The organism is Chromobacterium haemolyticum, from assembly GCF_009936155.1.
In the GTDB taxonomy this organism is placed as follows: Bacteria; Pseudomonadota; Gammaproteobacteria; order Burkholderiales; family Chromobacteriaceae; genus Chromobacterium; species Chromobacterium haemolyticum.
On record NZ_AP019312.1, the window covers coordinates 4,313,595 to 4,335,445 of the forward strand.

20 protein-coding genes and 3 pseudogenes are annotated in these 21,851 nt (G+C 58.0%); 6 read left to right on the forward strand and 17 right to left on the reverse strand.

Annotated features, from left to right (window positions below; genetic code table 11):
• Nucleotides 1-49 precede the first annotated feature (49 nt).
• The 4 genes from GYH29_RS19905 to GYH29_RS19920 form a co-directional block, all read right to left on the reverse strand.
• Nucleotides 50-661 (reverse strand): thiol:disulfide interchange protein DsbA/DsbL, encoded by a 612-nt coding sequence (locus tag GYH29_RS19905; protein ID WP_039756185.1) that lies wholly within the window; start codon nucleotides 659-661, stop codon nucleotides 50-52.
• Between the two features lie 26 nt (nucleotides 662-687).
• On the reverse strand, nucleotides 688-1,338 hold the full coding sequence (locus GYH29_RS19910) for an SPOR domain-containing protein (RefSeq protein WP_019103586.1): 651 nt from the start codon (nucleotides 1,336-1,338) through the stop codon (nucleotides 688-690).
• A 149-nt stretch (nucleotides 1,339-1,487) separates the two neighbouring features.
• Nucleotides 1,488-2,996 carry a YifB family Mg chelatase-like AAA ATPase gene (locus GYH29_RS19915; RefSeq protein ID WP_161524281.1) on the reverse strand — a complete coding sequence of 503 codons (1,509 nt, stop codon included), beginning with the start codon at nucleotides 2,994-2,996 and terminating at the stop codon, nucleotides 1,488-1,490.
• A 5-nt stretch (nucleotides 2,997-3,001) separates the two neighbouring features.
• Nucleotides 3,002-3,289 (reverse strand): accessory factor UbiK family protein, encoded by a 288-nt coding sequence (locus tag GYH29_RS19920; RefSeq protein WP_019103588.1) that lies wholly within the window; start codon nucleotides 3,287-3,289, stop codon nucleotides 3,002-3,004.
• A gap of 312 nt (nucleotides 3,290-3,601) precedes the next feature.
• On the opposite strand from GYH29_RS19920, the gene glnK reads away from it, so the two are divergent.
• Complete coding sequence (gene glnK / locus GYH29_RS19925) at nucleotides 3,602-3,940, forward strand: P-II family nitrogen regulator (protein WP_019103589.1); 339 nt, start codon at nucleotides 3,602-3,604, stop codon at nucleotides 3,938-3,940.
• Between the two features lie 29 nt (nucleotides 3,941-3,969).
• The gene (locus tag GYH29_RS19930; protein WP_043637959.1) at nucleotides 3,970-5,283 is read left to right on the forward strand and encodes an ammonium transporter; all 1,314 of its coding nucleotides are present in this window, start codon (nucleotides 3,970-3,972) and stop codon (nucleotides 5,281-5,283) included.
• Between the two features lie 202 nt (nucleotides 5,284-5,485).
• Here the strand turns inward: GYH29_RS19930 and GYH29_RS19935 are convergent, their stop codons facing one another.
• The 8 genes from GYH29_RS19935 to groES form a co-directional block, all read right to left on the reverse strand.
• Nucleotides 5,486-5,926, reverse strand: a complete 441-nt coding sequence (locus GYH29_RS19935) for a ClpXP protease specificity-enhancing factor (protein WP_161524282.1) — start codon at nucleotides 5,924-5,926, stop codon at nucleotides 5,486-5,488.
• A gap of 9 nt (nucleotides 5,927-5,935) precedes the next feature.
• Nucleotides 5,936-6,538 carry a glutathione S-transferase N-terminal domain-containing protein gene (locus tag GYH29_RS19940; RefSeq protein ID WP_039756141.1) on the reverse strand — a complete coding sequence of 201 codons (603 nt, stop codon included), beginning with the start codon at nucleotides 6,536-6,538 and terminating at the stop codon, nucleotides 5,936-5,938.
• Nucleotides 6,539-6,688: 150 nt separating this feature from the next.
• Entirely contained in the window at nucleotides 6,689-7,453 is a 765-nt protein-coding gene (locus GYH29_RS19945) for a cytochrome c1 (RefSeq protein ID WP_019103448.1), read from the reverse strand.
• Nucleotides 7,454-7,469: 16 nt separating this feature from the next.
• A complete protein-coding gene (locus GYH29_RS19950; RefSeq protein WP_039756140.1) occupies nucleotides 7,470-8,807 on the reverse strand; it encodes a cytochrome b in 1,338 nt (445 codons plus the stop codon).
• A 14-nt stretch (nucleotides 8,808-8,821) separates the two neighbouring features.
• Nucleotides 8,822-9,406, reverse strand: coding sequence for a ubiquinol-cytochrome c reductase iron-sulfur subunit (gene petA / locus GYH29_RS19955; RefSeq protein ID WP_039756139.1), 585 nt, complete (start codon nucleotides 9,404-9,406; stop codon nucleotides 8,822-8,824).
• A gap of 114 nt (nucleotides 9,407-9,520) precedes the next feature.
• Complete coding sequence (locus GYH29_RS19960) at nucleotides 9,521-10,267, reverse strand: Nif3-like dinuclear metal center hexameric protein (RefSeq protein WP_081575350.1); 747 nt, start codon at nucleotides 10,265-10,267, stop codon at nucleotides 9,521-9,523.
• Nucleotides 10,268-10,388: 121 nt separating this feature from the next.
• Complete coding sequence (gene groL, locus GYH29_RS19965) at nucleotides 10,389-12,029, reverse strand: chaperonin GroEL (RefSeq protein WP_043591381.1); 1,641 nt, start codon at nucleotides 12,027-12,029, stop codon at nucleotides 10,389-10,391.
• A gap of 49 nt (nucleotides 12,030-12,078) precedes the next feature.
• The gene (groES, locus tag GYH29_RS19970) at nucleotides 12,079-12,366 is read right to left on the reverse strand and encodes a co-chaperone GroES (RefSeq protein ID WP_019103401.1); all 288 of its coding nucleotides are present in this window, start codon (nucleotides 12,364-12,366) and stop codon (nucleotides 12,079-12,081) included.
• A gap of 331 nt (nucleotides 12,367-12,697) precedes the next feature.
• Here groES and GYH29_RS19975 point away from each other — a divergent pair.
• Together GYH29_RS19975 and GYH29_RS19980 are read left to right on the forward strand one after the other, a co-directional pair.
• A protein-coding gene (locus GYH29_RS19975; protein ID WP_408610167.1) for an IS3 family transposase occupies nucleotides 12,698-13,833 on the forward strand; the annotation gives its coding sequence in 2 pieces (ribosomal slippage) (nucleotides 12,698-12,953 and nucleotides 12,953-13,833; 1,137 coding nt in all).
• Nucleotides 13,834-13,999: 166 nt separating this feature from the next.
• A pseudogene (locus tag GYH29_RS19980) lies at nucleotides 14,000-14,272 on the forward strand (integrase core domain-containing protein); the annotation flags it as partial.
• A 75-nt stretch (nucleotides 14,273-14,347) separates the two neighbouring features.
• On the opposite strand, the gene GYH29_RS19985 reads toward GYH29_RS19980, so the two are convergent.
• On the reverse strand, nucleotides 14,348-15,448 hold the full coding sequence (locus GYH29_RS19985; protein ID WP_043591459.1) for an MraY family glycosyltransferase: 1,101 nt from the start codon (nucleotides 15,446-15,448) through the stop codon (nucleotides 14,348-14,350).
• A gap of 315 nt (nucleotides 15,449-15,763) precedes the next feature.
• Between GYH29_RS19985 and GYH29_RS24905 the strand changes: the two are divergent.
• Nucleotides 15,764-16,575 (forward strand): annotated as a pseudogene (locus GYH29_RS24905) (IS3 family transposase); the annotation flags it as partial.
• Nucleotides 16,576-16,791: 216 nt separating this feature from the next.
• Here GYH29_RS24905 and GYH29_RS20000 read toward each other — a convergent pair.
• On the reverse strand, nucleotides 16,792-18,078 hold the full coding sequence (locus GYH29_RS20000; protein ID WP_161524285.1) for an IS110 family RNA-guided transposase: 1,287 nt from the start codon (nucleotides 18,076-18,078) through the stop codon (nucleotides 16,792-16,794).
• Between the two features lie 81 nt (nucleotides 18,079-18,159).
• Between GYH29_RS20000 and GYH29_RS20005 the strand changes: the two are divergent.
• Nucleotides 18,160-18,432, forward strand: a pseudogene (locus tag GYH29_RS20005) (integrase core domain-containing protein); the annotation flags it as partial.
• A 218-nt stretch (nucleotides 18,433-18,650) separates the two neighbouring features.
• On the opposite strand, the gene GYH29_RS20010 reads toward GYH29_RS20005, so the two are convergent.
• The 3 genes from GYH29_RS20010 to GYH29_RS20020 are packed head-to-tail and all read right to left on the reverse strand — an operon-like array spanning nucleotide 18,651 to nucleotide 21,850.
• The gene (locus GYH29_RS20010; RefSeq protein ID WP_052052041.1) at nucleotides 18,651-20,030 is read right to left on the reverse strand and encodes a polysaccharide deacetylase family protein; all 1,380 of its coding nucleotides are present in this window, start codon (nucleotides 20,028-20,030) and stop codon (nucleotides 18,651-18,653) included.
• 13 nt (nucleotides 20,031-20,043) lie between these two features.
• Entirely contained in the window at nucleotides 20,044-21,015 is a 972-nt protein-coding gene (locus GYH29_RS20015; protein ID WP_043591493.1) for a transketolase family protein, read from the reverse strand.
• Nucleotides 21,008-21,850 (reverse strand): transketolase, encoded by an 843-nt coding sequence (locus GYH29_RS20020; RefSeq protein ID WP_043591467.1) that lies wholly within the window; start codon nucleotides 21,848-21,850, stop codon nucleotides 21,008-21,010. Before GYH29_RS20020 ends, GYH29_RS20015 begins: the two co-directional genes overlap by 8 nt.
• Nucleotide 21,851: the final 1 nt, after the last annotated feature.

Consider the following 21,851-nt stretch of genomic DNA (forward strand, 5'->3'; position numbering starts at 1 on the left):
AAAAGGCAGCCCCAGGGCTGCCTTCTTCACCAAGCGTCTTGCTCGATTCTTATTTTTTCTCGGCTCGGGCTTTGGCCACCAGCTCGTTGATCACCTGCACCATGCGCTCCGGCGCCACCGGCGTCACCACGTACTTGCCGTTGACGATCACCGTCGGGGTGCCCTGGATCGCATAATCGCGAGTCATCTTGGCCGCCTTGGCCACCTGCGCGTTCACGCCGAAGGATTTGTACGCCTGCATCACCTTGGCGGCGTCAACGCCCTTCTGCTGCTTGAGCCAGTTAGCGAACACACTCTCGTCAGACAGATTGATGCGCGACTTCACTACAGCCTCGAAAGCCGGGCGGTGCAGTTTGTCGTAGGAACCGGAGGTCTTGAAGGCGGAGAACATGCGCACGAAGCCTTCCATCGACTTTTGCCACACGATCTGCTCCTTGGAGAACGCCACGTCGGCGGGCTTGCTCTTTTCCCAAGCGCTCATCGCCGGCTCAAGCTCCAGGCAGTGAATGCAGTGATAGGAGAAGAACTCGATCACCTCCACCTTTTTCGGATCCGCCACCGGCTGCGGCGTCGCCAGCATGGTGTAATCCTTGCCCAGCTCAATCGCCGCGTTTGCCAGGCCGCTGAACAGCATCAACGAAAGCAATAACCACTTTTTCATTATCGATTCCCTAATAGAGGAAGAGTTTATTCCGCCTTGACGACTGTCGCGCCAATGCCATCCTGCTTCAACTGAGCCTTCACTCGGTCCACCTCGTCCTGGCGGCTATACGGCCCCACCCTGACCCGATGCACCAGTCCCTTTTCCGGCACAGTCACCGACTGGATTTTGGCCTCCACGCCCAACAAAGCCAGCTTAGCCTTGAGGTTGTCCGCCTCGTCCTGATTCTGGAAGGAACCCAGCTGCAAGTAGACCTTTTTGGCTGCCTGCTGAGCAGAAGGTTCCGCCGCCTTGCCGTTCTTGCCGGGCACCGCATCCACCTGCCCAGGCAAGATCTTGTAGAAATCAAAGCGCTGCTCTTCCTTGCCTGCGTCCTTGGTCGCCGGCGCGGTTGCGGCCGGCTTGGCGGGAGCTTCCGCCGGCATCGGCGGTGGAGCGGACGGCGCCTCCTGAGCCGGCTTGGCCACCGGGGCCGGCGCAGTAGTGGTTTCCGAAGCTGCATCCGCAATGCGCGTGCCCGGAGCCAGCAGCTCCGTCGGCGGCGCGGAAGCGCCGGCCGCTTTGCGATCCAACTTTTCCAAGTTGCTGAACGGCGTAGAGGACTTATTCAGATACATGGCGAGGCCAACCGCGACGGCAACGCCGACGATCAGGCCGATGACGATGCCCGCCACCATGCCGCCGCCTCCGCTCTTAGAGCTGGATGAGCGGCCACGGGAACTACGGGAGGAATTTTTTAAATCTCGATTTGCCATGCAGCACTTACGCTTTTAACTAATCAAATAGTTCAACAAACTATCTGGATTGATCAATTCTTTATTTATTGTTAGCCATTAGGCATTGCAGCTCGTCGTAATTGAATCGCCTGCAACACATGCTCCCGCATGACCATAGCCTGACCCTGCAAATCGGCAATGGTTCTGGAAACCCGAAGTATCCGATGATAACTCCGCGCCGACAAGCCGATCTTGTCCAAAACTTGCCGCAATAATGCCAGCCCTTCGGCGTGAAAATCGCCAAGCGCTTCAAGTTCGGCCCCGCTCAAGCCGGCATTCGCCTTTCCCTGCCTCGCCAATTGTCGACGATACGCCGACTCCACCCGTTCACGCACCAAAGCGCTGGGCTCGCCGGCGGCCCCATCCACCAACTCGTCGGCAGGCAAGGACTGCACTTCAACATGCAAATCGATGCGGTCCAATAAGGGACCGGATATTTTACCTCGATAGCGCCCCACTTGCTCGGGCGTGCACCGGCATTTTCCGCTGAAATGCCCAAGATAGCCACACGGGCAGGGATTCATTGCCGCAATCAGCTGAAATCGCGCGGGAAAACTGGCTTGGCGCGCGGCGCGCGAAATGTGGATTACTCCGGCCTCCAGCGGCTCGCGCAAGACCTCCAGCACTTTACGATCGAACTCCGGCAATTCGTCCAAAAACAAGACCCCATGATGCGCCAGGCTAATTTCTCCAGGCCGGGGATCGCTGCCACCGCCCACCAGCGCAACCGCGGACGCGGTATGGTGCGGAGAACGGAACGGCCGTACGCCCCAATCGTCCAGGGCAAAGCCATCGGTCCCCAAAGAACGCACGGCGGCGCTTTCCAGCGCCTCTTCATCCGGCATGCCGGGCAAGATACCGGGCAGGCGGGCGGCCAACATGGATTTGCCGGTGCCGGGCGGGCCGATCAACAAGAGGCTATGCCGCCCTGCCGCGGCTACTTCCAGCGCATGGCGCGCCATGGACTGGCCTTTGATATCCAATAGATCAAGGTAATCCGGAAGCGAGCGGGACGAACCGCCCTCTTGTCGGTACGGCTCCAGCTCGGAGAGACCGTTGAGAAAGGCGCAGGCCTCAACCAGGGTGCTCACGCCATACAAAGGCATGCCCTCAAGCACAGCGGCCTCCTTGGCGCTGGCTACCGGCAAGATGAAGGCGCGCCCCGCCTCCCTCGTTTTGCACGCCATCGCCAAGGCCCCGCGCACCGGCCGCAGGGCCCCGGTCAACGCCAACTCTCCCGCGATTTCATATTCCGCCAATTTGGGACAGCGTACCTGTCCGCTGGCAACAAGAATGCCAATGGCGATGGGCAGGTCAAAACGGCCGGAGTCTTTGGGAAGATCGGCCGGGGCCAGGTTGACGGTGATGCGCCGGGCCGGGAACTCAAAACCAGAAGTCAAGATTGCCGCGCGGACTCGCTCCCGGCTTTCCCTCACCTCCAGATCAGGCAAGCCGACAATGGTGAAAGCGGGCAAGCCGTTGGCCAAATGCACTTCCACCGCAACCTCAGGCGCGTCCACTCCGGCCAGCGCCCGACTTGCGACCACAGCCAGCGCCATGTCGCTCAGGAATGGCCGAGTTCTGATTGAGCCTCTACCGTGGCTCGCGCCTCCTCCGGGAACACCTGCGCCTCTAAGCGCGCTAGCTTCTGCTCCAGTTGAGCCAGCTTCTCCCGAGTTCGCACCAACACTTCCTGCTGCACGTCGAACTCCTCGCGCGTCACCAGATCCATTTTGCTGAATGTAGAGGCCATCATCGCTTTGACGTTTTTCTCGATGTCCTTGGCCGGACTGGCGGCAATAGTTTCGCTGATCTTGTTGCCGATTTCCTCGAACAGCTTTTGGCTCAACATGACGCGGCTCCTTGAGTGAATAAGTGATAACAGAGCAGAGTGTAGCAAAAAGCCAAGTCCGCTACCCGCCAGCGCGTACCCATTGGCAACCCCCATCCCAACTCCGCGCCCTTCGCGGCACCAAATCAGTGCGGCCCCTCATCGCCGCATGCACCGGGAAAGTGCCAAAAAGGCCAGTACAGACCTTTTTTGCATTGCAACATGATCTTAGCGTTTTCTTTTGCGCCAATCCGGCCTGGCACGATTCATGCGTACTGACGCGACAGCAGCGCTCAACTCAAGACACCGGATCATCAGACCCAAGGAGCAGTCATGAAACTCGTTTCTGCCATTATCAAGCCCTTCAAGCTGGACGAAGTCCGCGAAGCCTTGTCCTCCATCGGCGTGCAAGGAGTCACCGTCACCGAAGTCAAAGGCTTTGGTCGCCAGAAAGGGCATACCGAACTCTACCGCGGCGCCGAATACGTGGTGGACTTCCTGCCCAAGGTCAAACTGGAGATCGCCATAGACGACGCTTTGCTCGACCAAGTCGTGGAAGCCATCGAAAAATCCGCCCGCACCGGCAAGATCGGCGACGGGAAGATCTTCGTTTACGATCTGGAACAAGTGGTGCGCATCCGTACCGGCGAAACCGGCGCCGACGCGGTCTGAACCGCAATAGAGACTTAGGGGAAACGACAATGAAAAAACTGCTCGCAACCATTCAGCTCGCCGGCTTGGGCCTAATGGCTCCGCTGGCGTTCGCCGCCGCGCCGGCAGGGCCCGCGATTGCCGACGCCAAGAGCATCAGCGCCGGCGACACCGCCTGGATGCTGATCTCCACCGCCTTGGTTCTGTTCATGACGATTCCCGGCCTGGCCCTGTTCTATGGCGGCATGGTGCGCAAGAAAAACGTGTTGGCGACGCTCATGCAAAGTTTCGCCATCACCGCGCTGATCACGGTGCTGTGGGCGGTCATCGGCTACAGCCTGGCCTTCACCGTCGGCACGCCTTATCTCGGCGACTTGAGCCGCGTGATGCTGGACGGCATGGTTTACCTGAAAGACGCCGGCAAATTGGCGGTACATCCGCTGGCCGGCACCATACCTGAATCGGTGTTCATGACCTTTCAGATGACTTTCGCCATCATCACCCCCGCGCTGATCACCGGGGCCTTCGCCGAGCGAATGAAGTTTTCCGCGATGTTGGTCTTTATGGCCCTGTGGTCCTTGCTGGTCTACGTACCGGTGGCGCATTGGGTCTGGGCGCCAGGCGGCTGGATGGCCGACAAGGGCGTGCTGGACTTCGCCGGCGGAACCGTAGTGCATATCAACGCCGGTATCGCCGGCTTGGTAACCGCCTTGGTGCTGGGCAAGCGCGTTGGTTTCGGCAAGGAAGCGATGCCTCCCCATAACTTGGTACTGACCCTGGTGGGGGCATCGATGCTGTGGGTGGGCTGGTTCGGCTTCAACGCCGGTTCCGCCGCCGCTGCGGACGGCCGCGCCGGCATGGCCATGGTCACTACCCAGCTTGCCACCGCCGCTGCCGCACTGGCCTGGATGTTTGCCGAATGGCTCACCAAGAAAAAGCCTTCAGTGCTGGGTATTGCCTCGGGCGCGGTCGCCGGTTTAGTCGCCATCACGCCCGCGGCCGGTTTCGTCGACGTCAAAGGCGCGCTGATTATCGGCCTGGCGGCCGGCGTGGTGTGCTTCTGGGGCGCCACCGGACTCAAGCACATGCTGGGCTATGACGACTCTTTGGACGCCTTCGGCGTACATGGCATCGGCGGCATCCTGGGAGCATTGCTCACCGGTGTCTTCGCGGTCAAAGAAATCGGCGGCGCGGAAGGCAGCCTCGCCGCTCAAGCGCTAGGCGTGGGCGTCACTGCGGCCTATTGCGCCGTCGTCACCTTCATCCTGCTGAAGCTGATCGATGTGGCGATCGGGCTGCGCGTCGCGGAAGACGAAGAACGCGAAGGGCTGGATGTGATTCTGCACGGGGAGCGTGTCGAATAAACCCAAATTTTCTTGTTGTGGTAAGGGACTTGGGGCGCCACTGGCGCCCTTTTTTTTGCAAAGCGTGTTTACGATTTCGCAAGCTTTCGAAGATGTTTTCAACACCGCATCGCTGACGCGTAGCAGAGCGTAAACACATTCGAAGCCACCAATGAAAAAGCCGGCCCTTACGGACCGGCTTTCGCTTACGGAATTAAAACCGTTATTTGACGATGCGCAGGCTGGGACGCCCCGTCGGCTTGACCGGAGCCTCCGGCTCGGAAGCTTCCGCCGGCTTGGCTTCGTCGTCGGCCGCCACCGGTTTCAGTGCCGGCGCGGCGGCTTCAGCCTCTCCCAGCTCAACTTCGAAACCCATGCCTTCGCCGGTTTCCCGCGCAAAAATCGACATCACATTGCCAATCGGCACCCAGATGTCGCGGGAAACGCCGCCGAAGCGAGCGGAGAACGACAACCAGTCATTGTCGATACGCAGATTCTTGGTGGCCGAAAGACCGATATTCAGCACGATTTCGTTGTTTTTCACGTACTCGTGCGGCACATCGGCGCGCTCGTTGACCCATACCACCACATAGGGTGTGAAACCGTTGTCGCCACACCACTCGTGCAGCGCTCGGATCATGTAGGGCTTGGTACTGGAGCTCATTGGCAATCCTTATTTGCGCATGGCCTTTTCGGACGGCGTCAGCGAATCGATGAAGGACTGACGCTGGAAAATACGCTCAGCGTACTTCAGGATGGGAGCGGAGTTTTTGCCCAGATCAATGTTGTAATGCTCCAAACGCCACATCAGCGGCGCAATTGCCACGTCGATCATCGAGAAATCATCGCCCAACATGAACTTCTGCTTGGCGAAAATCGGCGCGATCGTAGTCAAACCGTCACGGATGGCCTCGCGGGCCTTGTTCGCTTCCTTGCCGGTGGCGCCGGCTTCCAGCGCCTTGACGTGGATAAACAGCTCGTTTTCAAAACGGTAAAGGAACAGGCGGGCGCGCGCGCGCATCACCGGGTCCGCCGGCATCAGTTGCGGGTGTGGGAAACGCTCGTCAATGTACTCGTTGATGATATTGGATTCGTGCAGGATCAAATCGCGCTCGACCAATACCGGCACCTCATTGTAGGGGTTCATCACCGCCAGATCTTCCGGCTTGTTATGGATGTCCACATCAATGATTTCGAAATCCATTCCCTTTTCAAAAAGCACGATACGGCAACGCTGGCTGAACGGGCAGGTAATTCCGGAGTAAAGAGTCATCATGGCAGGAGGAAATCCTTAACTAACAATGGGTTGATTCAGCTGGGCATTCTAGCACTTTCCCCCACCCCATTTCCAGCACTGCATCATAAGACCATGATTTAAAATAAAAAAGGCGGATTTCTCCGCCTTGATCAAAGCCGACAAGTTAGCTTAATGCACGTCGCGCCAGTACTCTTTCTTCAAGAAATACGCCAGCGGCAACAGCAACAGCGAGAGGAACATCAATACGACATAGCCAATCTGCTGACGCTTCACTTGTGCCGGTTCGCCGATGTAGACCAGGAAGTTGGTCAAGTCCGCCATCCGCTTGTCGAATTCCACGGTGTTGGCCTTGCCGTTCTCAAGCTTGGTCAAAGTACCGGCCTTGATCAGCTCCAGCTTGTGCTCCTCATGGCCTTCCGCATTCTTCTCGGTTTTCAGCACCTGCTCGCCTTGCCATTCCCAGAAGATGTGAGGCATGCCCACCTTGTCGAACACCGCGTTATTCCATCCGGTAGGCCGGCTCGGATCACGGTAGAAGCCGCGCAGATAGCCGTACAGATAGTCGGCGCCGCGAGAACGCGCGATCAACGACAAGTCCGGCGGCGTGGCGCCAAACCAGGCTTGAGCATCCTTCTTATTCATCGCGATGTTCATCTGATCCCCAATCTTGGCGCCCTCCGGCAGCAAGTTCGCCTTGATCTGCTCTTCAGTCAGGCCGATATCGGTCAGGCGGTTGTAACGCATCGCGCTGGCCGAATGGCAAGACAAGCAGTAGTTGGTGAAGATCTGCGCCCCGCGTTGCAAGCTTTCCGTATCTTGGATATTGATAGGCGCCTTGGGCAGCTTGGCCCCTTCGCTTGCAGCCAGCGCCGTAGCGCTGAACGGCAACGCCAGCGCCATGGCCGCGATTAGGTGGCGGATTTTGCTTTTCATGAGTCCTCTCCCCTTTTTACACGTTCATGGCGAATACGGCGGCGGCCACGATGGTCACCACCACCAGCACCGCAAACCGAATTTGGCGCTGGGCGTTGGTATCAGTCACCCGCGTCGGCACCGGAATGCTGCCCACATCGTTCTTGGTGTAGAACGGCATGCCCAGGAAGAAGGCGAAGTAGACGAACGAGAGCACCTGCGCAATTACGGTACGGGCATTGGTGGACGGCAAAGCGCCCAGAATGCCAAGGCCGATGAAGGATATGATGAACAGAACCAGCATGAACTTGAACTTGGGACCGCGGTAACGGATGGACTTCACCGGCGAGCGGTCCAGCCACGGCAGGAAGGCGATCAGCACCACCGCCGCGCCCATCGCCAATACGCCCCATACCTGAGTGCCCAGGAAGGACGGGATGGCACGCAAGATGGCGTAGAACGGGGTGAAGTACCATACCGGCGCGATATGCGGCGGAGTCTTCAGCGGGTCGGCCTGGTCAAAGTTGGGGTGCTCCAGGAAGTAACCGCCCATTTCCGGCATGAAGAACACAATGGCCGAGAACACGATCAGGAACACCACCACGCCCAGCACATCCTTAACGGTGTAGTACGGGTGGAACGGGATACCGTCAAGCGGAATACCCTTGTCATCCTTCAGTTTCTTGATCTCAACGCCGTCCGGATTATTGGAGCCCACTTCATGCAAAGCGATCAGGTGAGCGACCACCAGGGCCAGTAGCACCAGCGGCACCGCGATCACGTGCAGCGCGAAGAAGCGGTTCAGTGTAGCGTCAGACACCACGTAATCGCCGCGGATCCACACCGACAAGTCAGGGCCGATCACCGGAATGGAGCCGAAGAGGTTGACGATCACCTGCGCGCCCCAGAACGACATCTGGCCCCAAGGCAGCAGATAGCCCATGAAGGCCTCGGCCATCAGGCACAGGAAGATCAAGGTGCCGAACACCCACACCAGTTCGCGCGGCTGCTTGTAGGAACCGTAGATCAGGCCGCGGAACATGTGCAGATACACCACCACGAAGAACATCGAAGCGCCGGTGGAGTGCATGTAACGGATGATCCAGCCTCCGGCCACATCGCGCATGATGTATTCGACCGAAGCAAAGGCGACCGGGATGCCGGCCCCATTCAAGGTGCCGTCCGGCTTGTAGTTCATGGTCAGGAAGATGCCGGTGACAATTTGAATCACCAGTACCAGCATGGCCAGCGAACCGAAGAAGTACCAGAAGTTGAAGTTCTTCGGCGCGTAATACTCGGTAACGTGCTCCTTGAGCATCGACGATAGCGGAAAACGCTCGTCCACCCAGTTGAGCAACTTTTGTCCTTTAGTCATGTAGCCCCCTCAGCTTATTTGTCTTCGCCAATCAGCAGGCGGGTGTCGGACAGATATTTGTGCGGCGGAATTTCCAGATTCTTCGGTGCCGGCACGCCTTTGTAAACGCGCGCGGCCAAGTCGAACTTGGAACCATGACAGGGGCAGTAGAAGCCACCCAACCAGTCCGGGCCCAGATCGGCGGGCGCGATATCCGGACGGTGGGTCGGCGAACAGCCCAAATGCGTACAGATGCCGACGGCAACCAGCAACTCGGGTTTGATCGAGCGGTGCTCGTTCTGGCAATAAGTAGGCTGCTGATCCATCTCGGATTTGGGATCAACCAGCTTCTCGTCCAGCTTCGGCAGGTTTTTCAATTGCTCCGGCGTGCGGTTCAGCACCCATACCGGCTTGCCGCGCCATTCGACGTTGATCTTCTGGCCCGGCTCGATCTTGCCGATATCCACCTCGACGGGAGCGCCGGCGGCCTTTGCCCTCTCGGACGGGAAGAAACTCATCAGAAACGGCGTAGCCACTCCGGCCGCCGCCACACCACCAACAGCGCTGGTTGCAACCGTCAGAAAGCGACGGCGCCCCGCATCGACTTGTTGTTCACTCATTACAGTCATCCTCAAACGTGGAAACCGAGCCCAAAACTGCCTGATTTTACCCGATTCCGAGTAGGGACTTGAAGCTTCTATGCAAATAAATTGGCCGAAGCCCCGCTTAGCCTCTTAAACCGGGTTGGAAATGTCTACAAATTCAACACTTATGCCATGAAGCTGAGCCACGCGCTCACCCAAAGCCTTGATGCCAAAACGCTCCGTGGCGTGATGCCCCGCCGCGATGAAAGCCACATCACACTCCATTGCCATATGATGATTTTGCTCGGACGCTTCGCCGGTGATGAAAGCATCCACCCCCAGATCGATGGCTTCGGCGAAGAAGCTCTGCGCACCGCCAGTACACCAGGCCACGCGCGAAATCGGTTTGTCCGCCCTGCCCAACAGCAAGGCCTCGCGCCCTAGGCGAGCTGAAACATGCTCGCGAAAATCCACCGCGCGGCCTCCACCTCGCCATGACCCATGCCACAGCAAGCCCTGCTCGCCCCCCTGCCCCAAAGCGTCCAAATCGAGCACTTTGCCCAGCATCGCGTTATTGCCCAACTCCGGATGAGCATCCAAAGGCAGGTGGTAAGCCAGCAAACTCAAATCATGCTCCAGCAATGTCTTGACCCGTTGACGCTTCATACCGCAAATCCGGGCGTCCTCTCCCTTCCAGAAATAGCCGTGGTGCACCAGCACGGCGTCCGCTCCGCGCGACGCCGCCGCCTCAATCAGCGCCTGGGAGGCCGTTACCCCGGTCACCAACTTGCGCACCGCCGGCCCGCCCTCCACCTGCAGGCCGTTGGGCGCGTAGTCCTTGTAGCGCCACGGCTCCAAAATCTCGTCCAGACTGCCCAACAACACCTTCAATTCCATCACGCACTCCTTAACTTAATATATGCCCCGACCTTATTTTGCCAGAAGCCTACACATTTTAAGCCCGCAAAAGAAAAACCCCGCTGTAGCGGGGTTTTTTCAAAGCCTAGGAGGCGTCGACTTACATCATGCCGCCCATGCCGCCCATGCCGCCCATATCCGGCATGCCGGCCGCCGGCTTGTCTTCCGGCAGTTCAGCGATCATGCAGTCGGTGGTCAGCATCAGGCCAGCAACCGAAGCAGCGTGCTGCAGAGCGGAGCGGGTTACCTTGGCCGGATCCAGCACGCCCATTTCCAGCATATCGCCGTACTCGCCGCTAGCCGCGTTGTAACCGAAGTTGCCCTTGCCTTCCAGCACCTTGTTCACCACAACCGACGGCTCTTCGCCAGCGTTCTTGACGATCTGGCGCAGCGGCGCTTCGATGGCCTTCAGTACGATCTTGATACCGGCGTCCTGATCGGTGTTATCGGTTTTCAGGCTGTCCAAAGTGGAGCGGGCGCGCAGCAGAGCAACGCCGCCGCCGGCCACAACGCCTTCTTCCACAGCGGCGCGGGTAGCGTGCAGCGCGTCTTCAACGCGAGCCTTCTTCTCTTTCATTTCCACTTCGGTCGCGGCGCCAACCTTGATCACCGCAACGCCGCCGGCCAGCTTGGCCACGCGCTCTTGCAGTTTCTCGCGGTCATAGTCGGAAGTGGCTTCTTCCATCTGCTTGCGGATCTCGCCCACACGGGACTGGATCTCGGCAGCTTGGCCAGCGCCGTCGATGATAGTGGTGTTTTCCTTGCCCACTTCAACGCGCTTGGCTTGGCCCAGCATTTCCAGCGAAGCTTTTTCCAGAGTCAGGCCAACTTCTTCGGCAATCACGGTGCCGCCGGTCAAGATGGCGATATCCTGCAGCATGGCTTTGCGACGATCACCAAAGCCCGGGGCTTTAACGGCAACCACTTTCAGAATGCCGCGAATAGTGTTGACCACCAGAGTCGCCAGCGCTTCGCCTTCAACGTCTTCGGCGATGATCAGCAGCGGACGGCCGGACTTGGCCACTTGCTCCAGAACCGGCAGCAGGTCGCGAATATTGGAGATCTTCTTGTCGAACAACAGGATGAAGGGATTGTCCAGAGCGGCAATCTGCTTGTCCTGATTGTTGATGAAGTACGGGGACAGGTAGCCGCGGTCGAACTGCATGCCTTCAACCACGTCCAGCTCGTTGTTCAGGCTCTTGCCGTCTTCAACGGTAATCACGCCTTCCTTGCCCACTTTTTCCATGGCATTGGCGATGATGTCGCCGATGTCGGAATCGGAGTTGGCGGAGATGGAGCCTACCTGAGCGATTTCCTTAGTGGTAGCGCACGGCTTGGCGATCTTGGCGATTTCACCCACCAGCGAGGCAACGGCTTTGTCGATGCCGCGCTTCAGATCCATCGGGTTCATGCCGGCGGCAACGTATTTCATACCTTCCAGCACGATGGCTTGAGCCAGCACGGTGGCGGTGGTGGTGCCGTCGCCGGCAACGTCGGAAGTCTTGGAAGCGACTTCTTTCACCATCTGCGCGCCCATGTTCTCGAACTTATCTTTCAGCTCGATTTCCTTGGCGACGGATACGCCGTCCTTGGTGATGGTCGGAGCGCCGAAGGAGCGGTCCAACACCACGTTGCGGCCTTTCGGGCCCAGAGTCACTTTAACGGCATCAGCCAGGATGTTGACGCCGGTTACCATCTTGGCGCGAGCGGAATCACCAAACTTTACGTCTTTAGCAGCCATTCTTAAATCTCCAGAATTCTGAGTAAGGGAAGTTCAGATGCGGGTCGGATTACTCAACGATACCCATTACATCTTCCTCGCGCATCACGAGGACTTCATCACCGTCAACCTTGACGGTCTGACCGGAGTACTTGCCGAAGATGACCTTGTCGCCTTTCTTCAATTCCAGAGCGCGGCGTTCGCCGTTTTCCAGAATCTTGCCGTTGCCGACGGCCAAAACCTCGCCCATGTCCGGCTTCTCAGCGGCTGCGCCCGGCAGAACGATGCCGGAAGCAGTTTTTTCTTCAGCCTCGAGGCGCTTGATAACAACACGGTCGTGCAAAGGACGAATTGCCATGGATCTCTCCTGTTACAGTGGCTGTTGAGAGTTGAAACCTGTTTGAGTTGAGGCGGGCGTTAGCACTCGCCTGCTGCGAGTGCTAATAATAGGGACGAGAGGAAGGGTTTTCAAGAGCCTGCCGCAGCAATTTTCGATGAAAGCCCTCTAGAGCCTGTTCAAAGTCTCTAGATAGCGTGGAATGAGAGAAACTTCCGCTGTGAGAAAAAGCAACCCAAGCGATGGACTGTTCCAGTCGGTGTCGGTCGCATGAGCTGCTGATGATCTGCCTCCCTTAGGCCTTACCAATCAAAAGTAGAGAGAAGTCCGTCACTGAAGGAGAATGACGGACATGAAGAAGAGCAGATTCACCGAAGAACAGATCATTGGCTTTCTCAAGCAGACCGAACTGGGCATGGCCATCAAAGAGGTCTGCCGGCAGGGCGGTTTCTCCGAGGCCACCTTCTATAAGTGGCGCAGTAAATACGGCGGCATGAATGTCGCCGAGCTTCAGCGCGCCCGAGATCTGGAGGCCGAGAACGCCCGTCTCAAGAAGTTGCTGGCCGAGGCCCATCTCGACATCGAAGCCCTCAAGGTCGCCTTCGGGGTAAAGCGTTAGCCCCGCAGGCCAAGCGGCAGGCCATTAGCGTGATGTTGAGCAGTGGATTAGCGCTCTCAGAGCGCCGCGCCTGCCGGCTTGGGGGGCTCTCCCGAGATGCATGGCGGCATCCGCCACAGGCAGATGCGCTGACGTGTCAGCTGACGGCTCGCATCGTCGAGATCGCGCAGACACGCCGCCGTTTTGGCTACCGGCGGGTGCATGATCTGCTGCGTCACGAATTCCCTGGCATCAATCACAAACGGGTTTACCGCTTGTACCGCGAGCAGGGCCTGGCCGTCAGGCGACGCAACCGCCGGCGCAAGCTCACTGGCGTGCGTACGCCACTGCAGGCGGCCACGCAGTTGAACGAGGTGTGGAGCATGGATTTTGTCAGCGACCAGTTAGCCTGTGGCCGACGCTTGAAATGCCTGACGGTAGCCGATGACTTCAGCCACGAGGCGGTACAGGTTGCGGTAGATTTCTCGATGTCTGGCCAATACGTCACGCGCATGTTGGATCAGGTGGCGCAATTTCGCGGCTATCCGTTGGCAGTCAGGACGGATAATGGGCCAGAGTTCACCAGTCGTGTGTTTATGGGGTGGGCGCGAACGCATGGTATCCGGCACATTCTGATTCAGCCGGGTCGGCCGATGCAGAATGGTTACGTTGAAAGTTTCAACGCCAGATTCCGCGATGAGTGCCTGAATGAGCATGTCTTCGATTCGTTGGCAGAAGCGCGGCAGATCATTGCGGCTTGGCGAGACGACTACAACCAGGTGCGCCCCCACGGTTCGATTGGCCGCATACCACCAGCAGTGTTTGCGGCACGCTATCGCCAGCAGCGGACTACCGAACTATCAAGCAGTACCACTACCATGCAAACCTAGGACTTCTCTCCTTATCGCTGGTATGGCTGGAGGGGGCAGATCAACCCCAGGTTTGCGGGCGCACATCATGGATTGGGTCAGCCATCTCAAGCTCCTCCATCGGTTCAAGTCGCTCGGAAAGGATGTGGATCTTGACGATGGTTGACCACTATTCCGCAGGTACTATGGCAGCGAGTTTATATCGATGGCGCTGGATCAATGGGCATACCAACAAGGTGTCACGCTGGACTTCTCGCGGCCAGGAAAACCGACGGATAATGCTTTTATCAAGTCGTTTAACGGCAGTCTGCGGGATGAGTGCCTGAATGTGCATTGGTTTCTGTCGCTGGATGACGCACGTGACAAAATCGAGCGTTGGCGACAGGATTACAACGAATTCAGGCCTCACAGTTCGCTGGGCGACCAGACCCCGAGCGAGTTCCGGCTTGCTCATCTTTAAGCCGGAAATCTCCAGCTTAGACCGCTCGGTTAGTCGGGAGGAGGTCAGGGGCAGATCACTACCCCCGCCGAGTCATTATCGAGCGGACTTGCGCAACAACATCCAACGTGGCGTACGGAAGCGGATGATCATCCGATACAACTTAACATAGGTAACCATGAAGGCAAGCACGAATCCGATCAATACCGGAGTGTTATTCCAGAAAAGCATAGCTGGAACTACTGATACGGAAGATAGAGCCCACAAATAGGGGGAGGTCAAACTATTCCGCATAGTTTTATGATCAACATCTTTACTACCAACCATCCAGCGAACAAGACGCATATACACTAACTGATGCAAGTGCAGGGCATCCGGGTAACCAATGCGACGACCTTGCAAGAATTTACGGCGGTAAATCGAGAACACTGTCTCAAATACAGGATAGATTACACATAGAAGCGGAAACCAAGGGGAAATCTGCTCATGGCGTGCGACCAATAGCACAGACACTTCCGCAATCATGAAGCCCACTAGATAAGCGCCACCATCCCCCGCAAAAATAAGACCGCGCGGGAAGTTCCAGAACAGGAAACCGGCAATAGCCCCCACCATGGCGAAACAAACGCCCATCAAAGCAGTATCTTGAACCTTGAAAGCGGCATACGCCATCGCCAGGAAGATAAAGATGGACACCACCCCGGACAAACCATTGTAGCCATCGATAATATTGACCGCATGTGCCACTCCACCAACGGCCACAACGGTCAGCAACAGCGACAGCGCCCAGAACTGCGACAGCAAGCCGTCCACGACAGGAATGTCTAGGCGCTGCAACCCAGCCCCCAGCATGAAATAGCCCAGAATTGCCGCGACAAAAGTAGCCAACAACCGCGGCAACGGCCCCACCTGTTTCGTCACATCCTCAAGCATTCCCGCCGCAAAAGCCGGCAGCGCCACAACAAGAAACAATAGCGGCAGTGCATCCCTCTGCGACCAAGCCAACAAACCACAACCGGCAACCAAACCGGCAGCCATCGGGACACCTCCGATACGAGGCACAGGGCGGGCGTGGAACTTCTGCACCCCCCCCAAATCATGGTCTGCTGAAAAACGCTCGTGCAAGTGAGAGAAATGGATCAGGCACATGCCGACAAGTAACGACAAAAATATAGCCAACAATAGAATTTGTAACATTAGACGTCTCTTCAACAATTTGACGATGCAAATAAATTAGTACCGCCCGATGACGACAAATCTGAACTTGCCATTGTAAGTGCCATGCCATTTTCAAGCCACAGCTTTCATGTAACAACATCTGGACATTATCACTTTTTGATGCATTACACATAAAACCCGAACTCATCATGACCATTCTCGTGCCCCCCCTCCCGACTAATCGAGCGGTCTAAGCTGGAGATTTCCGGCTTAATGACCCCCTTCCGCAAAAACGTAGCGGCGAAAAGTAGAGATTTCTGGCAAATTTAAGCCCATCCGGGCAGGAGGTTTGTCATGAAAAAATCGAAGTTCACCGAAGAACAGATCGCCTTCGCATTGCGCCAGGCGGAATCCGGCACCACCGTCGCCGAGGTCTGCCGCAAGATGGGTATCTCTGAAGCCACCTTCTACAACTGGAAGAAGAAATACGGCTGCCTGGGTGTCAGCGAGCTGCGCCGCCTGAAACAACTGGAAGAAGAGAACGCCCGCCTCAAGCGCATGGTCGCTGACCTGAGCCTGGACAAGCAGATGCTGCAGGAAGTCATCCAAAAAAAGCTGTGAGGCCGGCCCGCAAACGCGAGTTGGCCAACTTCCTGATTGACGCGTACCGCGTCAGCATCCGTCTCGCCACCGCAGTCATTCAACTGCGGCAAGCTAGCTATTTTTATCGCCCTCATCTTCGAGACGATCGCGCGGAGCGACAGCGGATCCGCGAGATCGCCGCCACGCGTATTCGTTATGGCGCGCGCCGCATCCACGTCCTGCTACGGCGTGAGGGCTGGCAGATCAATCACAAGAAGACCTACCGGATCTACTGCGAGGAAGGTCTGAACCTGCGGCGCAAGCGGCCCAAGCGGCGAGTGGCGGCCGCACACCGGCAAGCCCGGCCGGCGGTCTCCAGTTTGAATGCCTGCTGGAGCATGGATTTCGTCGCCGATCAGCTGTTCAACGGCCAGAAAATCCGGGCCTTAACTGTAGTGGATAATTTTAGCCGGGAGAGCCTGGCGATCACGGTGGATTTCGCGCTGAAAGCCGCGGACGTGGTTGCTACGATGCGGCATGTTCAAGTCTTGCGCGGGACACCACAACGGATTCAGGTCGACAACGTACTAACTGCAAGTGGTTTGTCCATCGCCAGGCAACACTGATCCTCAGACGAGCAATCGTCTGTAAAAACACTTTTCGACGCACACAGCGCCCCCCGTGCTTCCACCCTTTGACGGGAATCCCGCTGACCATAATAAACATAGGATCCAGCCAGCGGCTGGCCCTGACCTAACCTAAAACAGCATAGAAGTCCCGGTGGAAGGCCCAAGCATTATCTACGAGGTCATAGTTGCCTCAATGGCCAGCGCGAGAGAGGTCGATCCACCGGGTAAAGCGTGTTCGAAATAGCCTTGATACATGGTGCGGGTCTTCAGTAGTCCATAAGCCACCCTCGCCATTTTGGCGGCAATGGCGGTCAGCGCCATCCGTTTCCGATCCGCGTCATGGGGTGCCGATGCAAGATAGCGTTCATACTTGTCTCGGAACGAGTTCTCGGTCATACGTACCGCCACTAAAGCCGCCATCCAGAAAGCGTAACGCAGGCGCGCATTGCCCCGCTTGGAAAGCCGCTCCTTTCCTTTCGACTGCCCCGACTGGGACTTCGCTAAGTCCAGGCCACAATATTTGAGGAACTGTCGGTGGTGGCCAAAGCGACGGATATCCCCAACCTCAGCCAGAATGATCAGGGCCAAGATGGTTGCGACGCCAGGCAGAGACGACAGGCAACGAAATTCCCAGCGGTCCTGGAGAAGGACCTGCGCCTGCTGTTCCAAAGTCCGACGCAGTGCCGCTACATGGGCCATATGCGCTAACTGCTGCCGGAACGTCTGCACGGCCAGCGAATCCTCCAGGACTGGCAAGGCTGAGCTATGTTGCGCCAGCGCATACATCTCCAACAGCTTTCCCGTCTTGTTCACCTTGCGGCCCAGCAATGGCCCTGCGGCTTGCACAAATTCGCTTTCATTCAACGTCAGAATGGCCCCTGGCGTGGGAAATCGTTGCAGAAAGGCAATGAACCATTCGGCGCGCGTCGCTTCCCAATAACGCGCCATTTCGGGAAAGTAGAGAGGCAGGTAGTGATTCAGCAGCGTATCGGCCAGCCGCTTGCGGGCCAAGGCGACCTGGTGATAGGTCTTGGACAGCTCCTGCAAGTCATGGCATCCCGTCAGCAAGGGCTCATGGTAAAACTGCGTCAGGCCCTGTTTGAGCATTTCCAGAATGACTTGAGCATCTTTAGGGTCATTCTTATCCCAAGAGTTGAAACGCGCTTCCCGATAGCGGGCGGCAGCCACCGTCGAAACGGTTACCACGTCAAAGCCGGCAGCTAGCAAGCGCCATGCTAATGTCCGGTGGAAATTACCAGTCGGTTCGAAGGCAATGCGGCACGGCTGCGGCAATGAGGATAGCAACGCAATGAGTCGATCATGCTCACAGGCTGTCGAAGCCATCTTGAAGCGCTGGCGTCGGCCTTGCGAGGTTTCAATCAATACTGCATGAAATTGTTTGGCGATATCAATTGCCACCCAGGTTTGCGGGCGCACATCATGGATTGGGTCAGCCATCTCAAGCTCCTCCATCGGTTCAAGTCGCTCGGAAAGGATGTGGATCTTGACGATGGTTGACCACTATTCCGCAGGTACTATGGCAGCGAGTTTATATCGATGGCGCTGGATCAATGGGCATACCAACAAGGTGTCACGCTGGACTTCTCGCGGCCAGGAAAACCGACGGATAATGCTTTTATCAAGTCGTTTAACGGCAGTCTGCGGGATGAGTGCCTGAATGTGCATTGGTTTCTGTCGCTGGATGACGCACGTGACAAAATCGAGCGTTGGCGACAGGATTACAACGAATTCAGGCCTCACAGTTCGCTGGGCGACCAGACCCCGAGCGAGTTCCGGCTTGCTCATCTTTAAGCCGGAAATCTCCAGCTTAGACCGCTCGGTTAGTCGGGAGGAGGTCAGCAGTCCCAAGCAAACCAAGCGCTTCCGCTGCGCTGCGCGGCGAACGTGGACCATCCGAAGCGGACCGTCGCAGCCCTGCAATGGACTACCTGGCGTTACGCGGGACAAAGAAGCGGAGACGTGATTGAGTAGGAAGTAGCCCAGCAAATACGCCCCCCGCCGTTACCTGTTCAGTGCGCCAGTACGGCAGCGTACAGCGCGCGCTCCTCGGGCTGGAACAAATAAGAATTGTGCCAAAGCAGGACAAAGCTGCCCTCCACGCGCCTGCAACGTTCCTTCAGCATCGTGAACATGGCATGGGCCGCATCGGACACACCCAGCCCCAAATAGCGTTTCGCCATTACCGTGCACTCCATCGCAATCAGCGGGCGCATCCGCAGCGCCGTCGCGCGTCCGTTCGTGAGATCGAAATAGTCGAATTCGTGGCAGGTTCCGCAGCGAAAGCCCGGATGGTCGGCATAACCCAGGCTGGAATCGTAAGCGAATCCCGCGGCTGCTTGCGCTTGCGGCGTGCTGGCGTGGTGCCAGCGCAGATAATGCATCCGGCCACCAATATCAGACTGGTCAATGCCGGCCGCGGTCAGCGCTGCCCGCAAGGCGGCCATTTCCATCGCAATCAGGACAGGGTCGCGGTAGCTCTCGTAACTGGGGTGGATGCCGATTTCATGACCGCGCCCATGGATGGCTTGCATGAGCCGTCGGATTGGCGGCGCCATCAGGGCATATTCGGCATCGACCGGCCGGCTGCCCTGGGTGGGAATGAAATAGAAGCGGCTCGTCAGGCCGCCCTGCTCGGACTGCGTCATCAACCAGTCGAAGGTGTCACAGGGGTCTGCGCAGTCAAGACCGAACTGCGCTCCAAGGTAGTTACCCGCAAGCCGGATCCCCATGCCCGGTGAGCGAGCCTTGACGGCATTCGCAGCCAAAAGGCGCAGAGCCTTGGCGGTGCCCATGAAGCGGTGCGCGAACGGATCGTCGACATCGTGGGTCGGTATTTGGCGGAAGCCGCTCTTGGCGAAAGTCAGGCCTGGCCAGACTCTGCGCATGAGCGCCTTCAACACCAGTACCGCTTCGTCAACCCAGGGCGTCATCAAATAGCCGTTGCGCCAGGCGTGCGAGGCATGGGCGCTGAACCGGTCGTGCCCATCGCGCTCCGCGGCCTGGTCTTCCTCAAGCCGCGTCAGCATCCAAAAGGCGGAGCCGAACAAATCCAGATCGAAGCGGTAGTCTTGGCCGGCTTCGGCCGGCGCGGCCGGCCGCCCCGCTTGGCCAAACAGAATCGGAATCCGCACGCGGCCCTCATCCACTTCATCATGATGGAAGGCGCAAGGATCGTGCGGCACCACGGCGCCGAGCCCCCCCTGCGCAGTAGCGCGCGCGAAGAAATCGTCGGGCAGACAGATCGTGCCCGGTCGTCCCGGCACGGAGAGACGCCAGTCCGCGCCGGCGTACGGCACCAGTTGGAGCGCAGGATCCAGGCGGCGCAAGAGCGTCGCCGCGATCCACGTGCGCTGAGCCATCCACCCGTCCGGCAATTCGAGTAAGAGCATCGCGCACCGCCTTTCAAGAATTCAAGGCCGTTTGCACTTTCTCTGCGATCTTAGCCGCCACCAAACCATGCCTTTCCAACAGGAAGCGGTAATCGCCCGTGACGTCGAACGCGTCGGGCAAGCCCAGGATCAATTGGGGCGGCGCCTGGCGCTTGGCCGCCTTGTATTCGGCCACTGCGCTGCCGAGGCCGCCGATGACACTGTGCTCTTCGACCGTCACCAGCAGTTTAGCGCGCTCCAAGGCAGTTCCCAGCGCCGCGACATCGAGGGGCTTGATGGTGTGCATATTGATCACCCCGGCCGAGACCCCTGTTTGCTCAAGCAATTTGGCCGCCTCTAGCGACTCGTGCACCATACTGCCGGTAGCGATGAAAGTCACGTCACCGGGTTCGCGCAAGGTGACAGCCTTTCCGATTTCAAAGCTGTAATCTGCGGTGTACACGGGCGGGTTGCCCACGGCCCCAGTCAGGCGGATGTACATCGGACCGTCGAACCTGGCGGCGGCCTGCACCGTCTTGAAGATTTCGGCGCAGTCCGCCGGGCAGACGACTGTGAGATTCGGAATGGCGCGCATCACGGCCATATCCTCGATGCCGTAGTGCGAATTGCCGAGGAAAGCCATCGAGACGCCGCTACCGATCGCGACCGCCTTCACATTCATGCCCATATAGCCGAGATTCATGCGCACCTGTTCCGACGCACGCATGGCGATGAAGGGCGCGAAGGAGGTGGCGAATACGTTATAGCCTTCCTTTGCCATGCCAGCCGCCACCCCAATCATGTTTTGTTCGGCGATCCCGATGTTCAGGAATTGTTCCGGATAAGCCTTCTTGAAACGATCCAGGCCCGATGAATTGCCCAGGTCGGCGGAAACGGCGATCATGTTCGGATGATGTTCCGCCACCGCCAGGATGGCTTGGCCAAACACCCCGCGCGACCCGATCCGTGACCATTGACGCGCATTGCTCGGATTGATCTCAAACATGCTCATGCCCCGTAGTTTCAAGGCACACGCCCAACTCGCCCAACGCCTGCTCGTAGTGAACCTTGGTCAAGCGGTTGTGATGCCATTCATTGTTGTTTTCCATAAAAGAGACCCCCTTCCCTTTGACCGTGTGCGCCACCAGCACACGTGGCTTGCCGGCTTCGCGCGGTGCTTCGAAAGCGCCGACGACCTGATCCAGGTCGTGGCCGTCGATGTCGCGCACGTCCCAGCCGAAGGCGCGGAATTTGCCCGCCAGGTCGGCAAGGTCCATGATTTGCCGGGCGTCCCCATCGCTTTGCAGCTTGTTGTAGTCGACCACGGCGGTCAAATTGTCGAGCTTGAGCTGGGCCGCAGACATCACGGCTTCCCACACCGAGCCTTCGTTGCACTCGCCATCGCCCATGTACACGAAGACGCGGAAGTCCGCCTGCTTTTTCTTGCCCGCCAGCGCGATACCCACACCCATCGACAGGCCCTGGCCCAAGCTGCCGTTCGAGGATTCGATGCCCAGATCGAGGTTCATCACGGGGTGGGCGATCAAATCGCTTTCATTGGTTTGAAAGGTCTTGTACGTCTCTTCGCTAATCAAGCCGGCCGCCAGCAGCGCCGAAAAGAAGCCCAGCACGCCGTGGCCCTTGCTGAGGATGAAGCGGTCGCGCCCGGCCCAACGCGGATTGCCCTTTTCATAGCGCAAGACGCGGCCGTACAACACCGCCATGATTTCCACCATCGACAAGCCGCCGCCCAAATGGGCGCTCAGATTGCAGGCGTGGCTGATCTCGAGGATCTTGTGGCGCATGGTTTTGGCCATGCTCTGCAGTTCTTCCGTATTCATC